General features: G+C 45.5%; 16 protein-coding genes. 13 read left to right on the plus strand and 3 right to left on the minus strand.

Features of this window, described 5'->3' with window-relative positions; genetic code table 11:
- Window positions 1-9: 9 nt before the first annotated feature.
- The 3 genes from D1614_RS03155 to D1614_RS03165 all read right to left on the minus strand — a co-directional run bounded on the left by D1614_RS03155 (window position 10) and on the right by D1614_RS03165 (window position 2,470).
- A complete protein-coding gene (locus tag D1614_RS03155; RefSeq protein WP_147383991.1) occupies window positions 10-600 on the minus strand; it encodes a YceI family protein in 591 nt (196 codons plus the stop codon).
- 64 nt (window positions 601-664) lie between these two features.
- Window positions 665-1,831 carry a hypothetical protein gene (locus tag D1614_RS03160; RefSeq protein WP_119436443.1) on the minus strand — a complete coding sequence of 389 codons (1,167 nt, stop codon included), beginning with the start codon at window positions 1,829-1,831 and terminating at the stop codon, window positions 665-667.
- Between the two features lie 57 nt (window positions 1,832-1,888).
- On the minus strand, window positions 1,889-2,470 hold the full coding sequence (locus tag D1614_RS03165; protein WP_119436444.1) for a YceI family protein: 582 nt from the start codon (window positions 2,468-2,470) through the stop codon (window positions 1,889-1,891).
- A gap of 239 nt (window positions 2,471-2,709) precedes the next feature.
- Between D1614_RS03165 and D1614_RS03170 the strand changes: the two genes are divergently transcribed.
- The 13 genes from D1614_RS03170 to D1614_RS03230 all read left to right on the plus strand — a co-directional run bounded on the left by D1614_RS03170 (window position 2,710) and on the right by D1614_RS03230 (window position 16,301).
- Window positions 2,710-3,426, plus strand: a complete 717-nt coding sequence (locus D1614_RS03170) for a protein-L-isoaspartate(D-aspartate) O-methyltransferase (protein ID WP_119436905.1) — start codon at window positions 2,710-2,712, stop codon at window positions 3,424-3,426.
- Window positions 3,427-3,470: 44 nt separating this feature from the next.
- Window positions 3,471-4,832 (plus strand): outer membrane protein assembly factor BamB family protein, encoded by a 1,362-nt coding sequence (locus D1614_RS03175; protein ID WP_119436445.1) that lies wholly within the window; start codon window positions 3,471-3,473, stop codon window positions 4,830-4,832.
- Between the two features lie 101 nt (window positions 4,833-4,933).
- A complete protein-coding gene (locus D1614_RS03180; protein WP_119436446.1) occupies window positions 4,934-7,336 on the plus strand; it encodes an efflux RND transporter permease subunit in 2,403 nt (800 codons plus the stop codon).
- Window positions 7,336-8,319 carry a polyprenyl synthetase family protein gene (locus D1614_RS03185; protein WP_119436447.1) on the plus strand — a complete coding sequence of 328 codons (984 nt, stop codon included), beginning with the start codon at window positions 7,336-7,338 and terminating at the stop codon, window positions 8,317-8,319. The genes D1614_RS03180 and D1614_RS03185 overlap by 1 nt, the downstream gene beginning before the upstream one ends.
- Before the next feature lie 134 nt (window positions 8,320-8,453).
- On the plus strand, window positions 8,454-9,959 hold the full coding sequence (gene atpD / locus D1614_RS03190; protein ID WP_119436448.1) for a F0F1 ATP synthase subunit beta: 1,506 nt from the start codon (window positions 8,454-8,456) through the stop codon (window positions 9,957-9,959).
- A 17-nt stretch (window positions 9,960-9,976) separates the two neighbouring features.
- Window positions 9,977-10,219: an ATP synthase F1 subunit epsilon gene (atpC, locus tag D1614_RS03195; RefSeq protein ID WP_119436449.1), complete on the plus strand. Its 243-nt coding sequence runs from the start codon at window positions 9,977-9,979 to the stop codon at window positions 10,217-10,219.
- Between the two features lie 126 nt (window positions 10,220-10,345).
- Entirely contained in the window at window positions 10,346-11,332 is a 987-nt protein-coding gene (locus D1614_RS03200) for a glycosyltransferase family 9 protein (RefSeq protein ID WP_119436450.1), read from the plus strand.
- A 271-nt stretch (window positions 11,333-11,603) separates the two neighbouring features.
- Window positions 11,604-12,239 carry an SRPBCC family protein gene (locus D1614_RS03205; RefSeq protein ID WP_119436451.1) on the plus strand — a complete coding sequence of 212 codons (636 nt, stop codon included), beginning with the start codon at window positions 11,604-11,606 and terminating at the stop codon, window positions 12,237-12,239.
- Window positions 12,236-12,679: a DUF2062 domain-containing protein gene (locus tag D1614_RS03210; RefSeq protein WP_119436452.1), complete on the plus strand. Its 444-nt coding sequence runs from the start codon at window positions 12,236-12,238 to the stop codon at window positions 12,677-12,679. Before D1614_RS03205 ends, D1614_RS03210 begins: the two co-directional genes overlap by 4 nt.
- Entirely contained in the window at window positions 12,676-13,488 is an 813-nt protein-coding gene (locus tag D1614_RS03215) for an SDR family NAD(P)-dependent oxidoreductase (protein ID WP_119436453.1), read from the plus strand. Before D1614_RS03210 ends, D1614_RS03215 begins: the two co-directional genes overlap by 4 nt.
- Entirely contained in the window at window positions 13,489-14,490 is a 1,002-nt protein-coding gene (locus D1614_RS03220; protein WP_119436454.1) for an NAD-dependent epimerase/dehydratase family protein, read from the plus strand.
- A 7-nt stretch (window positions 14,491-14,497) separates the two neighbouring features.
- Complete coding sequence (locus tag D1614_RS03225; RefSeq protein ID WP_119436455.1) at window positions 14,498-15,565, plus strand: sensor histidine kinase; 1,068 nt, start codon at window positions 14,498-14,500, stop codon at window positions 15,563-15,565.
- A complete protein-coding gene (locus D1614_RS03230; RefSeq protein ID WP_119436456.1) occupies window positions 15,546-16,301 on the plus strand; it encodes a LytR/AlgR family response regulator transcription factor in 756 nt (251 codons plus the stop codon). Before D1614_RS03225 ends, D1614_RS03230 begins: the two co-directional genes overlap by 20 nt.
- Window positions 16,302-16,313: the final 12 nt, after the last annotated feature.

The following is a 16,313-nucleotide window of genomic DNA, read 5'->3' on the forward strand; positions in this document are numbered from 1 at the left end:
AAAATTTTTCTAAAGATAACTAAATGCAAAAGTAATGAAAACCTCGTTGTCAACTTTTACGGTTCCAAGTATCTTTTTGGGCGGATCAATATCAAATGCTGACAACTCTACTTCCAGGTTGCCTTTTAAGATCGTCCCTGCATGTTCGCAATAAATAACTTCGCAGGGTATAATGTAGTCGCGCGTTTTTCCCGCAATGGTTATCCGTGTGTCCAGCAGGGTGCTCCCTGATTCCTCGTCGAATTCTGCTGCGTTATATGCCTCTACCTTTATTTTTATGAAAGGAAACTGATCGGCATTCAGCATTTTGTAAAAATCGTTGAGCATTAATTTGTTGGGGCCCGAGAAGTCGCGAACCGGAATACGGATATTCTGAGACAGTTTGTTTTGAGGGGAATTATTTTGCGGGTCAGAAAGGTTGGGGTTGAGGTTGATAAATTCGAATCTATTGATGTTTGAAGAACCCTGGATCAATACATAGTTTTGGCATTCGTCCAGCTTTCCTGATTTTCCTTTGTCCCGCGCCGGTGTTTGAAAAAACAGTGCGCAGAGCAGAAGCAAAAAATAATAGCGTGAACTGAATGTGAGCCTTTTTTGCATTTTATCAGGTGTTGAAGATTGCCCGGCATCTTGCCGGACAATCTTTTTTCTTAAAATCAATTCATTAGAATGAAATAGCTGCTTCGAGAACTACTCCATTGAATTTTCCTCCATCAATCTCTCCATGAGCTGGTCCATCGTATTTTTGGTTGACGTAGTCGAGTTTTACCAACACATTGTTGGTCATAAACCATCCGCCGCCAATGTTGGTGCGGTTAACTTCCGACCCGTCGTTATCGCTAACATGGTTGTAACGGGTTCCCAAATAGAAACTTCCGAGGCGGTAAAGTGCCTGTACCGCTGTTTGGGTAAAATGCTGGTCGACATCTCTGCGTACACCTTTCATGTTTTCGTAAATTCCGAATACTTCCAATCCGTGAAACTGAACAAAAACGTTGGCCATGTAGCTGTTCATTTCCGATTGACCACTGTTGGGATCCCAACGGCCTGAACGGAAATTGTCGGCTTCGGCAGCAGCTGTTTGCATTACGTTGTAGTAGCGGGCGCCAGCACGGTCGCCGGCCCACAAGTATGATCCGCTGTGCCCTTCTCCTACATGGTATCCCGAAAGAGTGGCTCTTACGCGAAGGTCTTCGTTGATGTTTTTGTCGTAACCCAGTTTCCAGTTAAAAACAAGGTCTTCTCCCAGGTCGCCGCCACGGCCGTAGTTCATACGTCCGTTGTTGGCACCAACAAGGGCCAGAAAACCATTGTTGCGGAACATAACTTCCAGTCCGGGGTTGGTGGTAAATGCATCCATAACCCAGTTGCCAACAAAGGGGTTGTTGAGTACTGCTGCGTTGTTGCTGCGGAAATAGTGGGCATCGCCGTAATCCGGCATCATAACACCCGCTTTAATCGTCAGGTATTTCATAATGTTATTGGCAGCCGGCAAAAACGGCATGTTGTCGATAATCAGGTAACCACCTTCTACCCACGCTTCGTTGTGGTGGCGGGAAGATAAATAGGTGTTCATGTACAGCTGAATACCGGGAGCTAAATCCGTGGTAAGACTTAAGTTCGCAGTGGGCAGATTGAAGTTTTTTTTCAGATCAATTAACTCTACGTCAGCTTCGTGATCCAACATTTGCAACTGAATGGCAAAGTCGGCTCCAACTTTAACTTTCACTTTATCGAAAGTGACCGGATCTATTTTGGCTTGCTCAAACTGCTGACCAAAAGAGACTATGCTAAGAAATGCAGCGGTGATTAAAACAATAAATCTTTTCATTTTAAATTGAATTAGATGTTTTTACTTGGTAATGACTGATTAAGCTCAGCGGGCTTTTTATTTTGTTTTCAGAATTATCTCGTAGGCAATTTCAATGGCATCGCCGGTTTTCAGGGCTCCCATCATGGCTGTTGGCGGCTCAATCTTGAAATCGCTCATTTTTAGCGGTACTTTTCCGGCGATTTTGACCATCTGGCCGTTTTCGGCAACCAGCGTAAATGGCAGCGAAATTTCCCGGGTTTGCCCGGCAATAGTCAGTTTTCCTTTGATGCTGGCCTCAGAGCCCGGCGAAACGGTGGTTGTTTCACTTGCTTTGAATTGAATTTGCGGATGTTTGTCCCCGTCAAGCGCTTTGTACGTTTTGTTGGTCATAATCCGGTTGTCGCTTTCAATGTTTTTTACTTCGCACACCACATGCACATCCGAAACAGATGCCTGCTTGTTTTCGCCCAGTTGAATCGCGGCGTCGCAATTAAAATCCGAAACCTTGATTTCCCAGTCGTGTACCGATGAGGTACCTAAAATGGTGATCTTACTCGTTGTTTTGTCTAAATAAAACGGAGTGCTGGCCGTTGAAATAGCCTGAACGCTTAGTAGTAGTATGCTAAAGATCAGGTATTTAAAATTTACTTTTTTCATAATGTTAATCCTCCTATTAATCCTATCGAAATGGTAGGATAAAGATGTTGTGAAATTTGATTTGGAATACTGAAAAAAGTCATGATTCTGGGTAGTTTAAATAAAAATAAGTTATTGTTCAGTCCTTGTTCTGGTAGAAATGTTTTGTTTTTGCTCCCTGTTGGAGGCTGTATAACAGTTTATTGTGCAGGAACATTTTGAAATTAAATTCGTTTATCCTTCCAAAGAGCCATCAGGAAATGAAGTGTACGATTTCTGTTATTTATATTCAATGCGTTACCATTTTCTTAACAATGACCGTTTGGGGGCAGGAAAATAACTATAGTAGAGAGCGTTATAAGATGATTGAAACGCAATTGGAAGCCCGGGGTATCACTGACAACCGAATTTTAAATGCTTTCAGAAAAGTGCCGCGCCACGAGTTTGTATTGCCCGAATACCAGCGTTATGCATACAGCGATCAGCCCCTGCCGATTGAAGAAGGGCAAACCATTTCGCAACCATTTATTGTGGCTTACATGACCGATGTTTTACAGCTAAAGCGGTCCGACCGCGTTTTGGAGATCGGAACCGGTTCGGGCTACCAGGCTGCCATTCTTTCTCAGCTTTGCGATTCGGTATTTACGGTAGAGCTTTTTGAATCGCTCGGAAACAAAGCTTACACTCTGTTTGAAAAACTGCACTATCGCAACATTGCCTCTAGAATCGGCGATGGTTACCTGGGGTGGGAGGAGAAAGCTCCTTTTGATGCCATTATCGTTACCTGTGCTCCGAGTCATATTCCCAAACCGCTTCAGGATCAGCTGGCCGATGGCGGCAGAATGATCATCCCGGTCGGCGAAGGAAAGGTACAGCACCTGGTCTTGCTTCAGAAGCAAAATGGCAAGATTCGGCAAAAAAGTGTACTGCCGGTCCGCTTTGTCCCCATGCTCGACGAGGATAAAGGCAAATACTGAAAAACCGAAAAAATGCGTATTTTGGTGCTACCAAAAATCAATACATGTTAAAATCAACCTTTATTTCTGTCCTGCTGGTGGCAGGCTTTTCGTTTTTGTCGCCGGCCCAAAAATCCGATTCTGAACGTCAGTGGAACATGTACCGGGGAAATTATGCTTCCGGTTGGCTGGATGAGGCCAGCCTGCCTGAAACATGGGATGTTAAATCGGGCGAGAACATTGCCTGGAAAACAGAGATACCTGGACTGGGGCATTCGTGTCCGGTTGTTTGGGGGGATAAAATTTTTGTGACTACTGCCGTGAGTGAAAACGATGGCGGCGATATTAAAACCGGTATTTATGGCTCCATTGGTTCAGTAGCCGATTCTTCGGTTCATGAGTGGAAGGTTTATTGCCTGGACAAAGAAACCGGGAAAGTAAACTGGGAACAAACTGCCTGCACCGGAGTTCCTGAACAAAAGCGGCACCCGATGTCGTCGCATGCCAATTGCACACCTGCCACCAACGGCGAATATGTGCTTGCTTTTTTTGGGTCAGAAGGTTTGTTTTGTTACAACATGGAGGGGCAGCTGCAGTGGAGAAAGGATTTTGGCGTACTGAAATCAAACTTCTTTCTGGTTCCTGATGCTGAATGGGAATTTTCGAGTTCACCGCTTATTCATAAAAACCGGGTGATCATTCAGTGTGATGTGGATACCAACTCGTTTGTGGCCGCTTACGATATAAAAACCGGTGACGAGGTCTGGAAAAAGGACCGGGATGAATTTCCGGGTTGGAGCACACCCAATGTTTATTCTGACGGAAACCGGGAGATTGTGGCCGTAAACGGATACAAGCACCGGGGCGGATATGATTTTGAGACCGGGGAACAAGTGTGGCGCATGGCTGGCGGCGGAGATATTCCGATTCCCACTCCGGTTGTTGGTGACGAATTGGTTTATTTTAACAGCGCTCACGGAAAATTGTCGCCAATACTGGCAGTAAAAAAGACAGCTTCGGGCGATATGATGTTGAACGAAAAAGGCATTGCAAGCGACCATGTGCAATGGGCTAAACTAAGAGGTGGCGCTTACATGGGTACCATGCTTTTGTACGGTGGCTATTTGTACAATGCGCGCTGGAACGGAAGACTAAGCTGTTACAATGCATTAACCGGGGAGGAAATCTACTCTGAAAAAGTGGGGACTGGAAACAGTTATACTTCTTCGCCTGTAGCTGCCGACGGGGTGCTGTATATTGCTGACAACGATGGGGTGGTTTACCGCGTTAAAGCAGGGCCCGAATATGAGCTGCTGGGCAAAAACAAACTGCACGAGGTTTGTATGTCAACTCCGGCCATAGCAGAAGGTTACCTGTTTTTTCGTACTTCACGACACGTAATTGCGGTTTCATCCAGCGAAAAATAAGCTTTTGTAAAAAGACTTTAAATTGGCGGGTTCACAGGTCTCCGCTTTTTATAAATCGGAGAATTTGTACTACTTTCGTCGGGTTATTTAGATCAGAAAGCATGTGGATTAAGGTATCCCGGGTCATCCTTCGAAATAGAATTTTACTACTCTCTATCCTGGCGGTAATAACCGTTTTTTTTGGGTATCACGCACGTAAGGTGGAAATGTCATACGAGTACGCCTCGTTGCTTCCCAAAAAGGATCCCGCATATAAAGATTATCAGAAGTTTGTAGAGGTTTTTGGCGAAGAAGGGAACCTGATCATTGTTGGAATACAGGATTCCAGCTTTTTTCGTCTCGATCATTTTAACCGTTGGGAAAGACTTTCCACCGAGCTTTCGGGGATTGAAGGAGTTGAAAACCTCCTGTCGGTTACCAACACCTACAACCTGGTTGCCAACCGCGACGAAAAGAAATTTGAAGTAGTTAAAACCTTTCCCGATTCCATTGCCACGCAGGCAGATTTGGATGGATACGTAGAGAAATTTCACGAACTGCCTTTTTACCGAAAGCTGGTTTACAACGATGAAACCAAGGCATACATTCTGGCCATTACGGTCAACAAGGATAAAATGGCCACCAAAGAGCGCGAAGATCTTGTCCGGAATATCCAGGCTGTTTGCCGTGCTTTTGAGCAGGACGAAAACGTTCAGCTTCATTACTCAGGTCTGCCTTATATTCGGGTGGTGAATTCGGTGAAAATCAGAGGCGAACTGTACATGTTCAGCGTGTTGGCGCTGGCCATTTGCGTTGTTGTTTTGTTTTTGTTTTTCCGTTCGCTAAAAGCCGTGCTGGTGCCGGTACTGATTGTGATCACCGGGGTGATCTGGGCCATGGGGATGTTGTCGCTTTTCGGGTATAAGATTACACTTCTTTCGGGAATGATTCCTCCTTTGCTGATTGTGATCGGGATTCCGAACAGTATTTACATGCTGAACAAATTTCACCACGAGTTTGTAAGCCACGGCAACAAGGTGAAAGCCCTGCAACGGGTGATCATTAAAATCGGAAATGCCACTTTCCTGACCAACCTCACAACCGCTTCCGGATTTGCTACTTTCATAATCGTAAAAAGTGATATTTTACGCCAGTTCGGGATCATCGCATCCTTGAATATTCTGGCGCTTTTCATCCTGTCATTGTTGTTAATACCGATCATTTTCAGCTTTATCGGTCCGCCTTCTTCGCGCCACGTAGGACACCTCGACAACAAACGGGTGAATTGGATCATCGAAGGACTGATTCATATAACACAACATTACCGCCGAGTGGTTTACATGGTTACAATTGGGATCGTATCGCTGGGTATTTTGGGTATCACGCTGATCAAGAGTTCGGGCTACATGGTGGATGATATTCCGAAGGACGATCCTGTTTATATCGATCTGAAGTTTTTTGAAGACAACTTTAACGGACTGATGCCGCTCGAAATCATGGTCGATACCAAACGGCCACAGGGAGTGATGCAGCTGAGCACTTTTAATAAGATTGATGAGTTGGAAAACCGGCTGGCAGAATACCCTGAGTTGTCGGCATCCACTTCGTTACTAAACCTGCTGAAATTCTCGAAGCAGGCTTTTTACAACGGAAACGAGCGTTACTACAGCATTCCGAACAACCGCGAAAAAAACTTTATTTTACAATATGCCCAAACCGGTGAAGACAACGCCAATATGCTGCATTCGTTTATGGACAGCACGCGGCAGTCAACACGCATCAGCATTCGGGTAAAAGATGTGGGTACCAAACGTATGGAGCAGCTTTACACGGATTTTATGCAGGAGATCGACACCGTTTTTCCGGCCGATAAATACGATGTAACCGTCACCGGCTCGAGCATCACGGCTTTCCGTGGCACACAATATTTACTGAAAAATCTTTTTAGCAGTCTGGGGCTGGCCATTTTGCTGATTTCAACATTCATGGCCATTATGTTTTCGTCCTGGAGAATGGTCATCATGTCGTTAACTCCGAACGTGATTCCGCTTATTTTTACGGCAGCGGTGATGGGATTCACGGGAATTCCGATCAAGGCTTCCACCATCCTGGTATTTAGTATCGCCTTTGGTATTTCGGTGGATAACACCATTCACTTTTTGGCCAAATACCGGCAGGAACTGAATCTTACCAACTGGGACATCAGCAAATCGGTACAAATGGCTTTAAAAGAGACCGGCGTCAGTATGCTTTATACTTCGGTGGTGCTGTTTTTTGGCTTTGGAATTTTTAGCATTTCAAATTTTGGCGGAACGCAGGCAATGGGTATCCTGGTGTCGCTGACACTTTTGGTTGCCGTTACTTCCAACCTGATATTGCTTCCATCGTTGCTTACCGGGCTTGAAAGGCTTACCACTACCGAGGCTTTCAAAGAACCTTTGCTGCATATTTACGACGAGGAAGAAGACATTGAGCTGGACGAACTGGAAATCGTTTCGGATGACGAACTTAAATTAGGTAACTGATGTATTCTGTAGAAGATTTACAAAAAATAGTGAGCGAAGCAGTCGCTTTGCGTTCCAAACAACTGTTGGATAAAACACCGGTTGAATTGTATGCGCCCATTCATTATTCGCTCGAAATGGGCGGGAAACGGCTGCGTCCGGTGCTGGTGCTGCTAGCTTATAATCTTTTTGACAAAGACGTTCAAAAGGCGGTTCCGGCGGCACTGGGAATCGAGGTGTTTCACAATTTTACCCTGCTTCACGACGATATTATGGACAAGGCCGATGTTCGCAGAAACCGGCCTACCGTCCACATAAAATTTAGTGAAAACCACGCCATCCTTTCGGGCGATGCCATGGCCTTCAAAGCCTATAAATACTTCCTCGAAAGCGGGTCTCCGCGTTTGCCTGAAGCGATGAAGCTTTTTACCGATACGGCCATCGAAGTTTGCGAAGGACAGCAGTTTGACATGGACTTTGAAAAACGGCTCGATGTAAAAGAGGAAGAGTACCTGAACATGATCCGGCTGAAAACGGCTGTATTGCTGGCTTGCAGCCTGAAATCGGGCGCCATTCTGGCCAACAGTCCCGAAAAGGCCGCAGATCAGCTGTACGAATTTGGAATTAACCTGGGGCTGGCTTTTCAGCTGCAGGACGATTTGCTTGATACCTTTGGCGACCAGCAAACTTTCGGTAAGAAAATTGGCGGCGACATTCTGTCGAACAAAAAAACACTTTTGCTGATCAATGCACTGGAACATGCCAATCCGGAACAACACGCTTCGCTGATGGAATGGATCAAAAAAACGGATTTCAATCCGGAGGAAAAGATCGGGGCGGTGACTGAAATTTACCGGCACATCGGAGTGAAAGAAATGGCTGAACAGAAAGTGGATGCTTATTTTAACCGGGCCATTGCGATCCTGGATGAAATGGAACTGGAAGATGTTGTAAAACAACCCTTACGCGGATTTGCCCTGAATATGCTGACCCGAAAGAATTGATGTGTTTTAAGGGCTGGAAGCGAACTTTCTAAAAAAGAAAAATGCGTTGGATAGAACTAAAACAATGTTAAATTTGTTAGCGTTTAAAATTTTTTTGACAATAAGTTAGATCCGATTTTAAAATCAAATCCAATATGGCTCAAAATACAGGGAAAATAGTACAGGTCATTGGTCCTGTTGTGGATGTTAGTTTCGAAAAAGAAGGCGGTGAATTACCCGCTATTTACGACGCACTTGAGATTCTTCGCGAAGGCAAGGAAAGTTTGATCGTTGAATGTCAGCAGCACGTTGGAGAGAATACCATTCGTTGTATTTCGATGGATTCTACCGATGGTTTGAAAAGAGGTACCGATGTGAGAACATTGGGTAGCCCGATCAAAATGCCCAAAGGCGAAATTGCCCTGGGACGTTTACTAAACGTTGTTGGTGACGCTGTAGATGGTTTGGAACAATTGCCCAAAGAGGGATTGAAAATCCACAACGAACCTCCCAAGTACGAAGACCTTACCACCGAAACCGAAGTGTTGTATACAGGTATCAAGGTAATCGACCTGATTGAGCCCTATGCCAAAGGAGGTAAAATCGGATTGTTTGGCGGTGCCGGTGTAGGAAAAACCGTACTGATCCAGGAGCTTATCAATAACATTGCTTTGGCACACTCGGGCTTGTCGGTATTCGCCGGTGTTGGAGAACGTACCCGTGAAGGGAACGACCTGCTGCGCGAAATGATTGAGGCCAACATTGTTGACTACGGCGATGAATTCAAAGAATCGATGGAAAAAGGAAGCTGGGACTTGTCGAAAGTAGATCCCGAGCGGCTGAAGAAATCAAAACTGGCGATGGTGTTTGGGCAGATGAACGAACCTCCGGGTGCACGTGCACGCGTAGCCCTTTCGGGTTTGACCATTGCCGAAAGTTTGCGCGATGGTGACGGTTCTGCCGGCGGTGGCCGCGACATCCTGTTCTTTGTCGACAATATTTTCCGTTTTACACAAGCCGGTTCAGAGGTTTCGGCATTGTTGGGCCGTATGCCTTCGGCGGTAGGTTATCAACCAACGCTGGCCACCGAAATGGGGGTTATGCAGGAACGAATCACTTCGACCAAAAACGGATCGATCACTTCGGTTCAGGCGGTTTATGTGCCTGCCGATGACTTGACCGACCCGGCACCTGCAACAACCTTTGCCCACCTGGATGCAACCACCGTACTTAGCCGTAAAATTGCCGAGCTGGGTATTTATCCGGCTGTTGACCCGCTGGATTCAAGCTCGCGTATTCTTACGCCCGATATTGTTGGTGAGGAGCATTATTCTTGTGCGCAGGATGTGATTATGCTGCTGCAACGTTATACCGAGCTGCAGGATATTATCGCTATTCTGGGTATGGACGAACTGTCGGAAGAAGACAAACTGGTGGTACACCGGGCACGTCGTGTACAGCGTTTCCTTTCGCAGCCTTTCTTTGTGGCTTCGGCATTTACCGGGCTGGAAGGAAAACTGGTATCGATTGAAGACACCATTAAAGGTTTTAGAATGATCATGAACGGGGAAGTGGATAAGTACCCGGAAGCGGCATTCAACCTGGTGGGAACCATCGAAGAAGCCATTACGAAAGGTGAAAAAATGTTGGCTGAAAATTAATTCGGAAAGGACTGATCATGTATCTTGAAATAATTACACCCGACAAAAAAGTTTTTGAAGGAGAAGTGAAACTGATCCAGCTTCCCGGAAGTAAGGGAACATTTGAGATTCTGAAGAACCACGCACCGATTATTTCCACGCTGGGGAAAGGAATCATCCGGATTCAGGAGGAAAACAACACCGAGCACATGTTTGAAGTGAGCGGAGGTGTAATCGAGAACAAAGCAAATAAAATTATAGTGTTGGTTGAATCGGTTTAAAAAGATACATCAAAACATAGGCCCCGCAGAGTTTTCTGCGGGGATTTTTATTTTGTGATGCTAAAGAATCCGGCAGATTAAGATATATTTGAACACTTCGGAAGAAAGGAAGACAAAGCTGTTTTTATGAAGGTAAAATTCCTGGTTATACGTTTTAGTTCCATTGGCGATATTGTTTTGACATCGCCGGTTGTGCGGGGTCTTAAACAACAGGTGCCCGATTCCGAAGTTCATTTTGTAACCAAGCAAAAACATGCCGGGTTGGTAACTTCCAATCCCTACATCGATAAGGTCCATTTACTGGACGAGAACATCAACGAACTGATTACGCAGCTGGAACAGGAAGACTTTGATTACATCATCGATCTTCACCAGAATTTCAGAAGCAACCGGATAAAACGCAGTTTAAAGGCACCGTCGTTTTCGGTTGATAAACTCAATTTTCAGAAATGGCTGATGGTGCAGTTTAAAATCAACCGCTTGCCGCACCGCCACATTGTGGATCGTTACCTGGCCGCCACTTCTGTTTTTGATGTAAAAGACGATGGAGAAGGCCTGGATTATTTTATTCCGGAAGAAGAGGCTTTCAATCGCGAAGAACTTCCTGAAATGTTCAGAAACGGCTACGTGGCTTTTGTAATTGCAGGCACCTTTTCCACGAAAAAACTCCCGGTAGAAAAGGTGGTGGAAATCTGCCGTAACATTTCTTATCCTGTAATTCTTTTGGGTGGCCGGTGCGAAAAGGAAGCCGGAGAGCAGGTGTTGGCGCAATCGAACGGGAATGTGCTGAATTATACCGGAAAAATATCGCTCAACCAGTCGGCTTCACTCGTGCGCGATGCCAATATTGTTTTGTCGAACGATACCGGGTTGATGCACATCGCGGCTGCTTTCAAAAAGAAAATTCTTTCGTTTTGGGGAAATACGATTTCCGAGTTCGGAATGGTGCCCTACCGAACCAACAATGCGTCGCTGCAACTTGAAGTGAAGGATTTAGAATGCCGCCCCTGTTCCAAACTGGGCTATCAAAAATGTCCGAAAAAACACTTCAAATGCATGAATGACATTGACACCGGATTGGCGGTCAGGTGGATTCAACGAAATTTCAACTAACAGGTTTTCAAACACATCTTGGTGTTCCCAGCCTCTGAAATCTAAAATCGTTACCTTTCAATCAGTATTTAGCCTATTTAATTTCAGGGACTTATTCTTTTAACGTCCTTTAACGCACCCCCGGCAAAATCTTTTGTCCTTAAAAGAGGCAATACATCCGTTCACAGGTGTATTTCGACAGCCAACAGGAAAATCCGCCAACTCAGATTTGTTTGGTTCAATGGAAATATCCGGTGAGTTAGTTTTGCCACAAACCTGAAAACAATAAAGAATGCTTAAGAGGAAAATTATTCTTTTAACAGCTTGTTTTTTGCTGCTGATCGACGGATTTGTGCAGGCAAAAGAACCTGCCGAAAAGAACAAATCAGCGTGGGAACTGGCCCGAAAAGCGGAGGGAGTGTCGCTTTATTACCGATGGCTTACCACCGACTCCATGAAAATTCGCGAAATGCGCGCCCTGTTTCAGATCAATGCCGGGGTTTCCAAAATCCTGCCGCTGTTTTCGTGTGCCGAGAATTATGGCGCATGGGCGGTTGGCGTAAAAGAGTGCAAAATTGAAACTTTCAGCGACAGTAACTGGGTTACTTATTCGCGGATGAATTACCCGTGGCCTTTTAAGCAGCAGGATCTGGTGGCCCGTCACCTGGTTTCCCGGGTGGATTCGGAAACCGTGATTTCCATCTCGGCCGAACCTGCTTTTTTCGCCGAAAAGGAAGGGATTGAACGTATGGAGAATTATTGGGGAGAGTGGACGTTTTCCTCGTTAAATGACCAGGCTACCTCGGTTGACTATCGAATGATCTCGTATACAAAGCCGCTGTTTCCGCGGTTTATGCAGGATCCGGTTATTCAGAAACTATTCATCGAGTCTTGTACCGAATTAAAACAACTGGCAGAAAAGCAATGAAAAGGAACAAACATCAGTGGGGGATAAGAAAAATTTTTAGCCTTCAGGAGGAGCCTGAAAAGGTGGCGCGTGGGTTTGCCCTTGGTTCTTTTATCGGAATGCTGCCTTTCCCTGGATTCCAAATGTTTATTTCGGCAGGGCTGGCAAGCTGTTTTCGTTGGAACAAAGTGGCGGCCATTGCCGGAGTTTTTAATACCAACTTGTTTACCGGAGCCTTTGTTTTTGCTTTTAATTTCTGGCTGGGGAAAGAAATTTTGGGATTTGAATCGTCATTTACGATGCCCGAAAAAATCAATCTAAGCTTTGCCCGGACAGTTATTTCGGCGGGCCGCGAAGTGTTTCTATCGTTGCTGCTGGGCGGAGTAATTACGGGTTTAGTTGCCATGGTTGGCGGATATTACCTGTCGCTTTTCATCCTTAACCGAAAACAGCAGAAATGAAAACAGAAAAGTACACATTGATTACCGGGGCAAGTGCCGGTTTGGGAAAAGAGCTCGCCGAAGAATGTGCGCGCCTGGGGCAAAACCTGCTTTTGGTGGCGCTTCCCGGCGAGGATATATTCCGCACGGGGCTTAATCTTTCGCTTAGGTATCAAGTTCGGGTGAATACGTTTGAATTTGATCTGACCGAATCCGGCGCGGTGGAATGTTTGGTGGATCAGGTCAGCTACTATCCCATCGACGTGTTGATCAACAATGCCGGAACAGGCGGAACCAAAGCTTTTTTAGAAGCGACGGCCGAGTACATCGACCGCATTGTTTTGCTGAATATGCGTGCGCTGGTTTTGCTGACACGGTTGTTGTTGCCGGTTCTGAAAAAGCAGGGGCGCGCTTACATCCTCAACATCGCCAGCATGGCTTCGTTCGGACCGATGCCTTTTAAAACGGTGTATCCTGCGTCAAAAGCTTTTGTGTATTCTTTTTCGCGCGGGTTGGGGGCCGAGTTAAAAGGTACAGGAATAACGGTTAGCGTCGCCCATCCGGGTGGAATGCGAACAAATCCCGAGGTAACAAGCCGCATCGAAAGTCACAACCGCCTGGTAAGAAGCACGGCGCTGCCCGTTTCAACGGTGGCCCGCATTTGCATCCGGCAATTGTTGAAGGATGATGAACTGATCATTCCTGGATTTATGAACAAACTAAGCTGGCTGGTTTTGAAAATAGTGCCGGTTTGGCTACGTTTGAAAATTATGCGGTCAACGCTTCAGAATGAAATCAGAAATACCACACAAACTGCGAAAAGAGCCTAGGTGAAAGAACAAAAAAATACGCGGGTTTTGGTAACCGGGGCCAACGGATTGTTGGGCGCCCATGTGGTGCGTTGTTTGCTCAGCAAGGGTTATCGGGTGTTGGTCCTGGTTCGGAAAGGCAGCAACCTCAAGGCCCTGGAAGGCCTGAGTGTGGACTGGTTTGAGGGGAATGTTACCGATAAAAAGGATGTGGAGCAGGCCGTAAAACAAAGTGATTTTATCATACATGCCGCGGCGCGTACAACCCAATCACCGTCATCGCTCGAAGCTTACCGCGAGGCAAACATCAATAGTACAAAGTACCTGGTTGAGGCCGCCGAAAAATTTGGAATCCAACGCATGGTTTATGTGAGTACTGCCAACTGTTTTGGAAATGGTTCAAAAGAACATCCTGGAAACGAGAACACCCCTTTTATTCCCTGGTTAAAAAAGTCGGGCTATGCTTACAGTAAGTTGCTTGCGCAGCAGCTGGTGCTGGAAAGTGTGCGGCAAAAGAAAGTTAATGCTGTGATTGTCAACCCCACTTTTCTGATTGGCGAAAACGATGTAAAGCCCAGCAGCGGCGAGGTGTTTTTGCACGTGATTAACAAACGGCTTGTTTTTTATCCTCCGGGAGGCAAAAACTTTGTGGATGCAGCCCTGGCGGCCGAAGGAGTAGTCGCAGCCCTGGAGAAAGGAAGATCAGGAGAATGCTATTTGTTAACAGGCGAGAATCTTTCGTACCCTGAGTTTTTTGAGAAAGTGATGTTAGTGACGCAACAGCGATCTGTTTTTGTGCCCATTCCTTCGTGGCTGCTTAAATGCGCCGGTTTTGCAGGCGATTTACTTGAGAAGTACCTTAAGTTGCCGGTACGTTTAACCGGCGTAAATGCCGGAATGTTGTGTTTAGGGAATTACTTTACTTCTGAAAAAGCGGCAAACGAACTTGGGTTTCGCGAACTTCCGGTTCAGGAGTCGGTGGAAAAAGCTATTTTGTGGTTCCAAAAAAACAATTACCTGTAAAGTTCCGATGAAAAGAAGGCAAATATGGTTCCGGTTGTGGGTGGTCTTTTTGATTCACCTGATGATTAAAAGTTTCGATCTGTCGTTTCCGAACGGACCCTTTGAACTCTCGTTGAGAAGCCTGTTGTTTTCACTGTTTTTTATCGTGTACGGCCTGCTTATGTGGTATTGCGCCGATCGGGTCAACTGTTTTTTTCAGCACCTGGTTCGTAACCAGGGCAGCGAAAGGAAAAGAATAGCCCTGCTTACACTCTTGCATGCAGTTTTTGGATTTGTGTTCCTGCTTTCGCTAAACCATCTGTACCGGTTGGGCGACATTGTATTGTTCAACAATCATAAAGTGTGGGAGAGTGTTTTGTTTTTGAACCCGGAGCTGACGATTTCTCTTTTGTGTATTTACCTGATTGTATTGGGTTTCGATGGCTATTTCCAAACCCAGAAACGCCTGCAGGAGCAATTGCTGCGGGCCAAAGAGCTGGAGAAAGAAAACATTCTGGCACAGTACAAAGCGCTGAAAGCACAGATAGAACCACACTTTTTGTTTAACAGCCTGAGTGTGTTATCCTCACTGGTTTATGAGGATGCCGATCTTTCGGCTGATTTTATTGTGAAAATGTCGAAAACCCTTCGCTACATTATTGAGAAAAATGAGTTTCACCTGGTAAAGCTTTCTGAAGAACTGGAGTTTTTAAAGGCCTATTTTTTTCTGATAAAAATCCGGTTGGGAGAAGGGGTTTTCCTGGATGTGGAACTTGAGAAATCGTTTGTTGAATCTACTTTTATTCCTCCTGTTACCCTTCAGTTGCTGGTCGAAAATGCAGTGGTTCACAACAAATACAATCCGGACGATCCTTTAAAAATCTCGATTAGGAAAGAAGAAAATCACATGATTGTAAGTAACAACCTAAACCTACGTAGCGACAAGGAAACATCTACCCAAACAGGATTAAAGAACCTGTCGCGGAGATACGAACTGCTGTGTGGTCAGAATGTGGAAGCCGAAGCAACGGCCGATGAATTTGTCGTCAGAATCCCGGTTTTAAATACTACCGATTATGAACGTTTTAATATTTGAAGACGAAAACCATACCGCGCGGCGTTTGGTGCAACTCTTAAAAAAGTATGACCCCGAAATTAATGTGCTCGACATAATAAGTTCTGTGAAGGACGGGGTAGAGTGGTACCGGAATAACCCGGCTCCTGATCTCGTTTTTCAGGATATTTTGCTAAACGACGGGAACTGCTTCGATATTTTTGAGCAGGTGAAAGTAAATGTGCCGCTAATTTTTACCACGGCTTACAACGAGTTTGCGCTTCGCTCGTTTCAGGTAAACAGCATCGATTATGTGCTGAAACCTTACGATTACGAAGACATTAAGGCGGCCCTGGATAAGTTTAACCAGTTCAGGGAAATGTTTCTGGTGCCTGAGAACGAGCTGTTGAAAAAGATTCTTTTTTCGGAGCGGCCCGGGGTTAAAAAGCGTTTCCTGGTAAAAGTGGGAGACCGTTACCGCTCGGTAAAGAGTGAGGAAATAGCCTGGTTGATTTACGACGACGGACTGACTTTTGCCGTTACTTTCGGTAATGCGCGTTTCCCGGTAAATTTTTCGATCGATCAGCTTTCTGCCTTGCTGGATAGCGACTTGTTTTTCCAGGTAAACCGAAAATACATCATCAACATTGAGAGTATAAAAAACATACATACCTGGTTTAACAGCCGGCTAAAACTGGAGATTGAACCCAAACCCGACGAAGACATTATTGTAAGCCGCGAACGGGTCCGCGATTTTAAGCTTTGGCTCGACAAATAAAACAGGGATATT

Origin of the sequence: Maribellus luteus (genome assembly GCF_003576475.1) — a bacterium.
In the GTDB taxonomy this organism is placed as follows: domain Bacteria; phylum Bacteroidota; class Bacteroidia; order Bacteroidales; family Prolixibacteraceae; genus Draconibacterium; species Draconibacterium luteum.

Coding starts and splice junctions, on each gene's coding strand:
- atpD (WP_119436448.1), top strand. CDS start 8,454: ATGGCTCAAAATACAGGGAAAATAGTACAGGTCATTGGTCCTGTTGTG.
- D1614_RS03170 (WP_119436905.1), top strand. CDS start 2,710: ATGAAGTGTACGATTTCTGTTATTTATATTCAATGCGTTACCATTTTC.
- D1614_RS03210 (WP_119436452.1), top strand. CDS start 12,236: ATGAAAAGGAACAAACATCAGTGGGGGATAAGAAAAATTTTTAGCCTT.
- D1614_RS03175 (WP_119436445.1), top strand. CDS start 3,471: ATGTTAAAATCAACCTTTATTTCTGTCCTGCTGGTGGCAGGCTTTTCG.
- D1614_RS03185 (WP_119436447.1), top strand. CDS start 7,336: ATGTATTCTGTAGAAGATTTACAAAAAATAGTGAGCGAAGCAGTCGCT.
- atpC (WP_119436449.1), top strand. CDS start 9,977: ATGTATCTTGAAATAATTACACCCGACAAAAAAGTTTTTGAAGGAGAA.
- D1614_RS03205 (WP_119436451.1), top strand. CDS start 11,604: ATGCTTAAGAGGAAAATTATTCTTTTAACAGCTTGTTTTTTGCTGCTG.
- D1614_RS03215 (WP_119436453.1), top strand. CDS start 12,676: ATGAAAACAGAAAAGTACACATTGATTACCGGGGCAAGTGCCGGTTTG.
- D1614_RS03155 (WP_147383991.1), bottom strand. CDS start 600: ATGCAAAAAAGGCTCACATTCAGTTCACGCTATTATTTTTTGCTTCTG.
- D1614_RS03165 (WP_119436444.1), bottom strand. CDS start 2,470: ATGAAAAAAGTAAATTTTAAATACCTGATCTTTAGCATACTACTACTA.
- D1614_RS03160 (WP_119436443.1), bottom strand. CDS start 1,831: ATGAAAAGATTTATTGTTTTAATCACCGCTGCATTTCTTAGCATAGTC.
- D1614_RS03200 (WP_119436450.1), top strand. CDS start 10,346: ATGAAGGTAAAATTCCTGGTTATACGTTTTAGTTCCATTGGCGATATT.
- D1614_RS03180 (WP_119436446.1), top strand. CDS start 4,934: ATGTGGATTAAGGTATCCCGGGTCATCCTTCGAAATAGAATTTTACTA.
- D1614_RS03230 (WP_119436456.1), top strand. CDS start 15,546: ATGAACGTTTTAATATTTGAAGACGAAAACCATACCGCGCGGCGTTTG.
- D1614_RS03225 (WP_119436455.1), top strand. CDS start 14,498: ATGAAAAGAAGGCAAATATGGTTCCGGTTGTGGGTGGTCTTTTTGATT.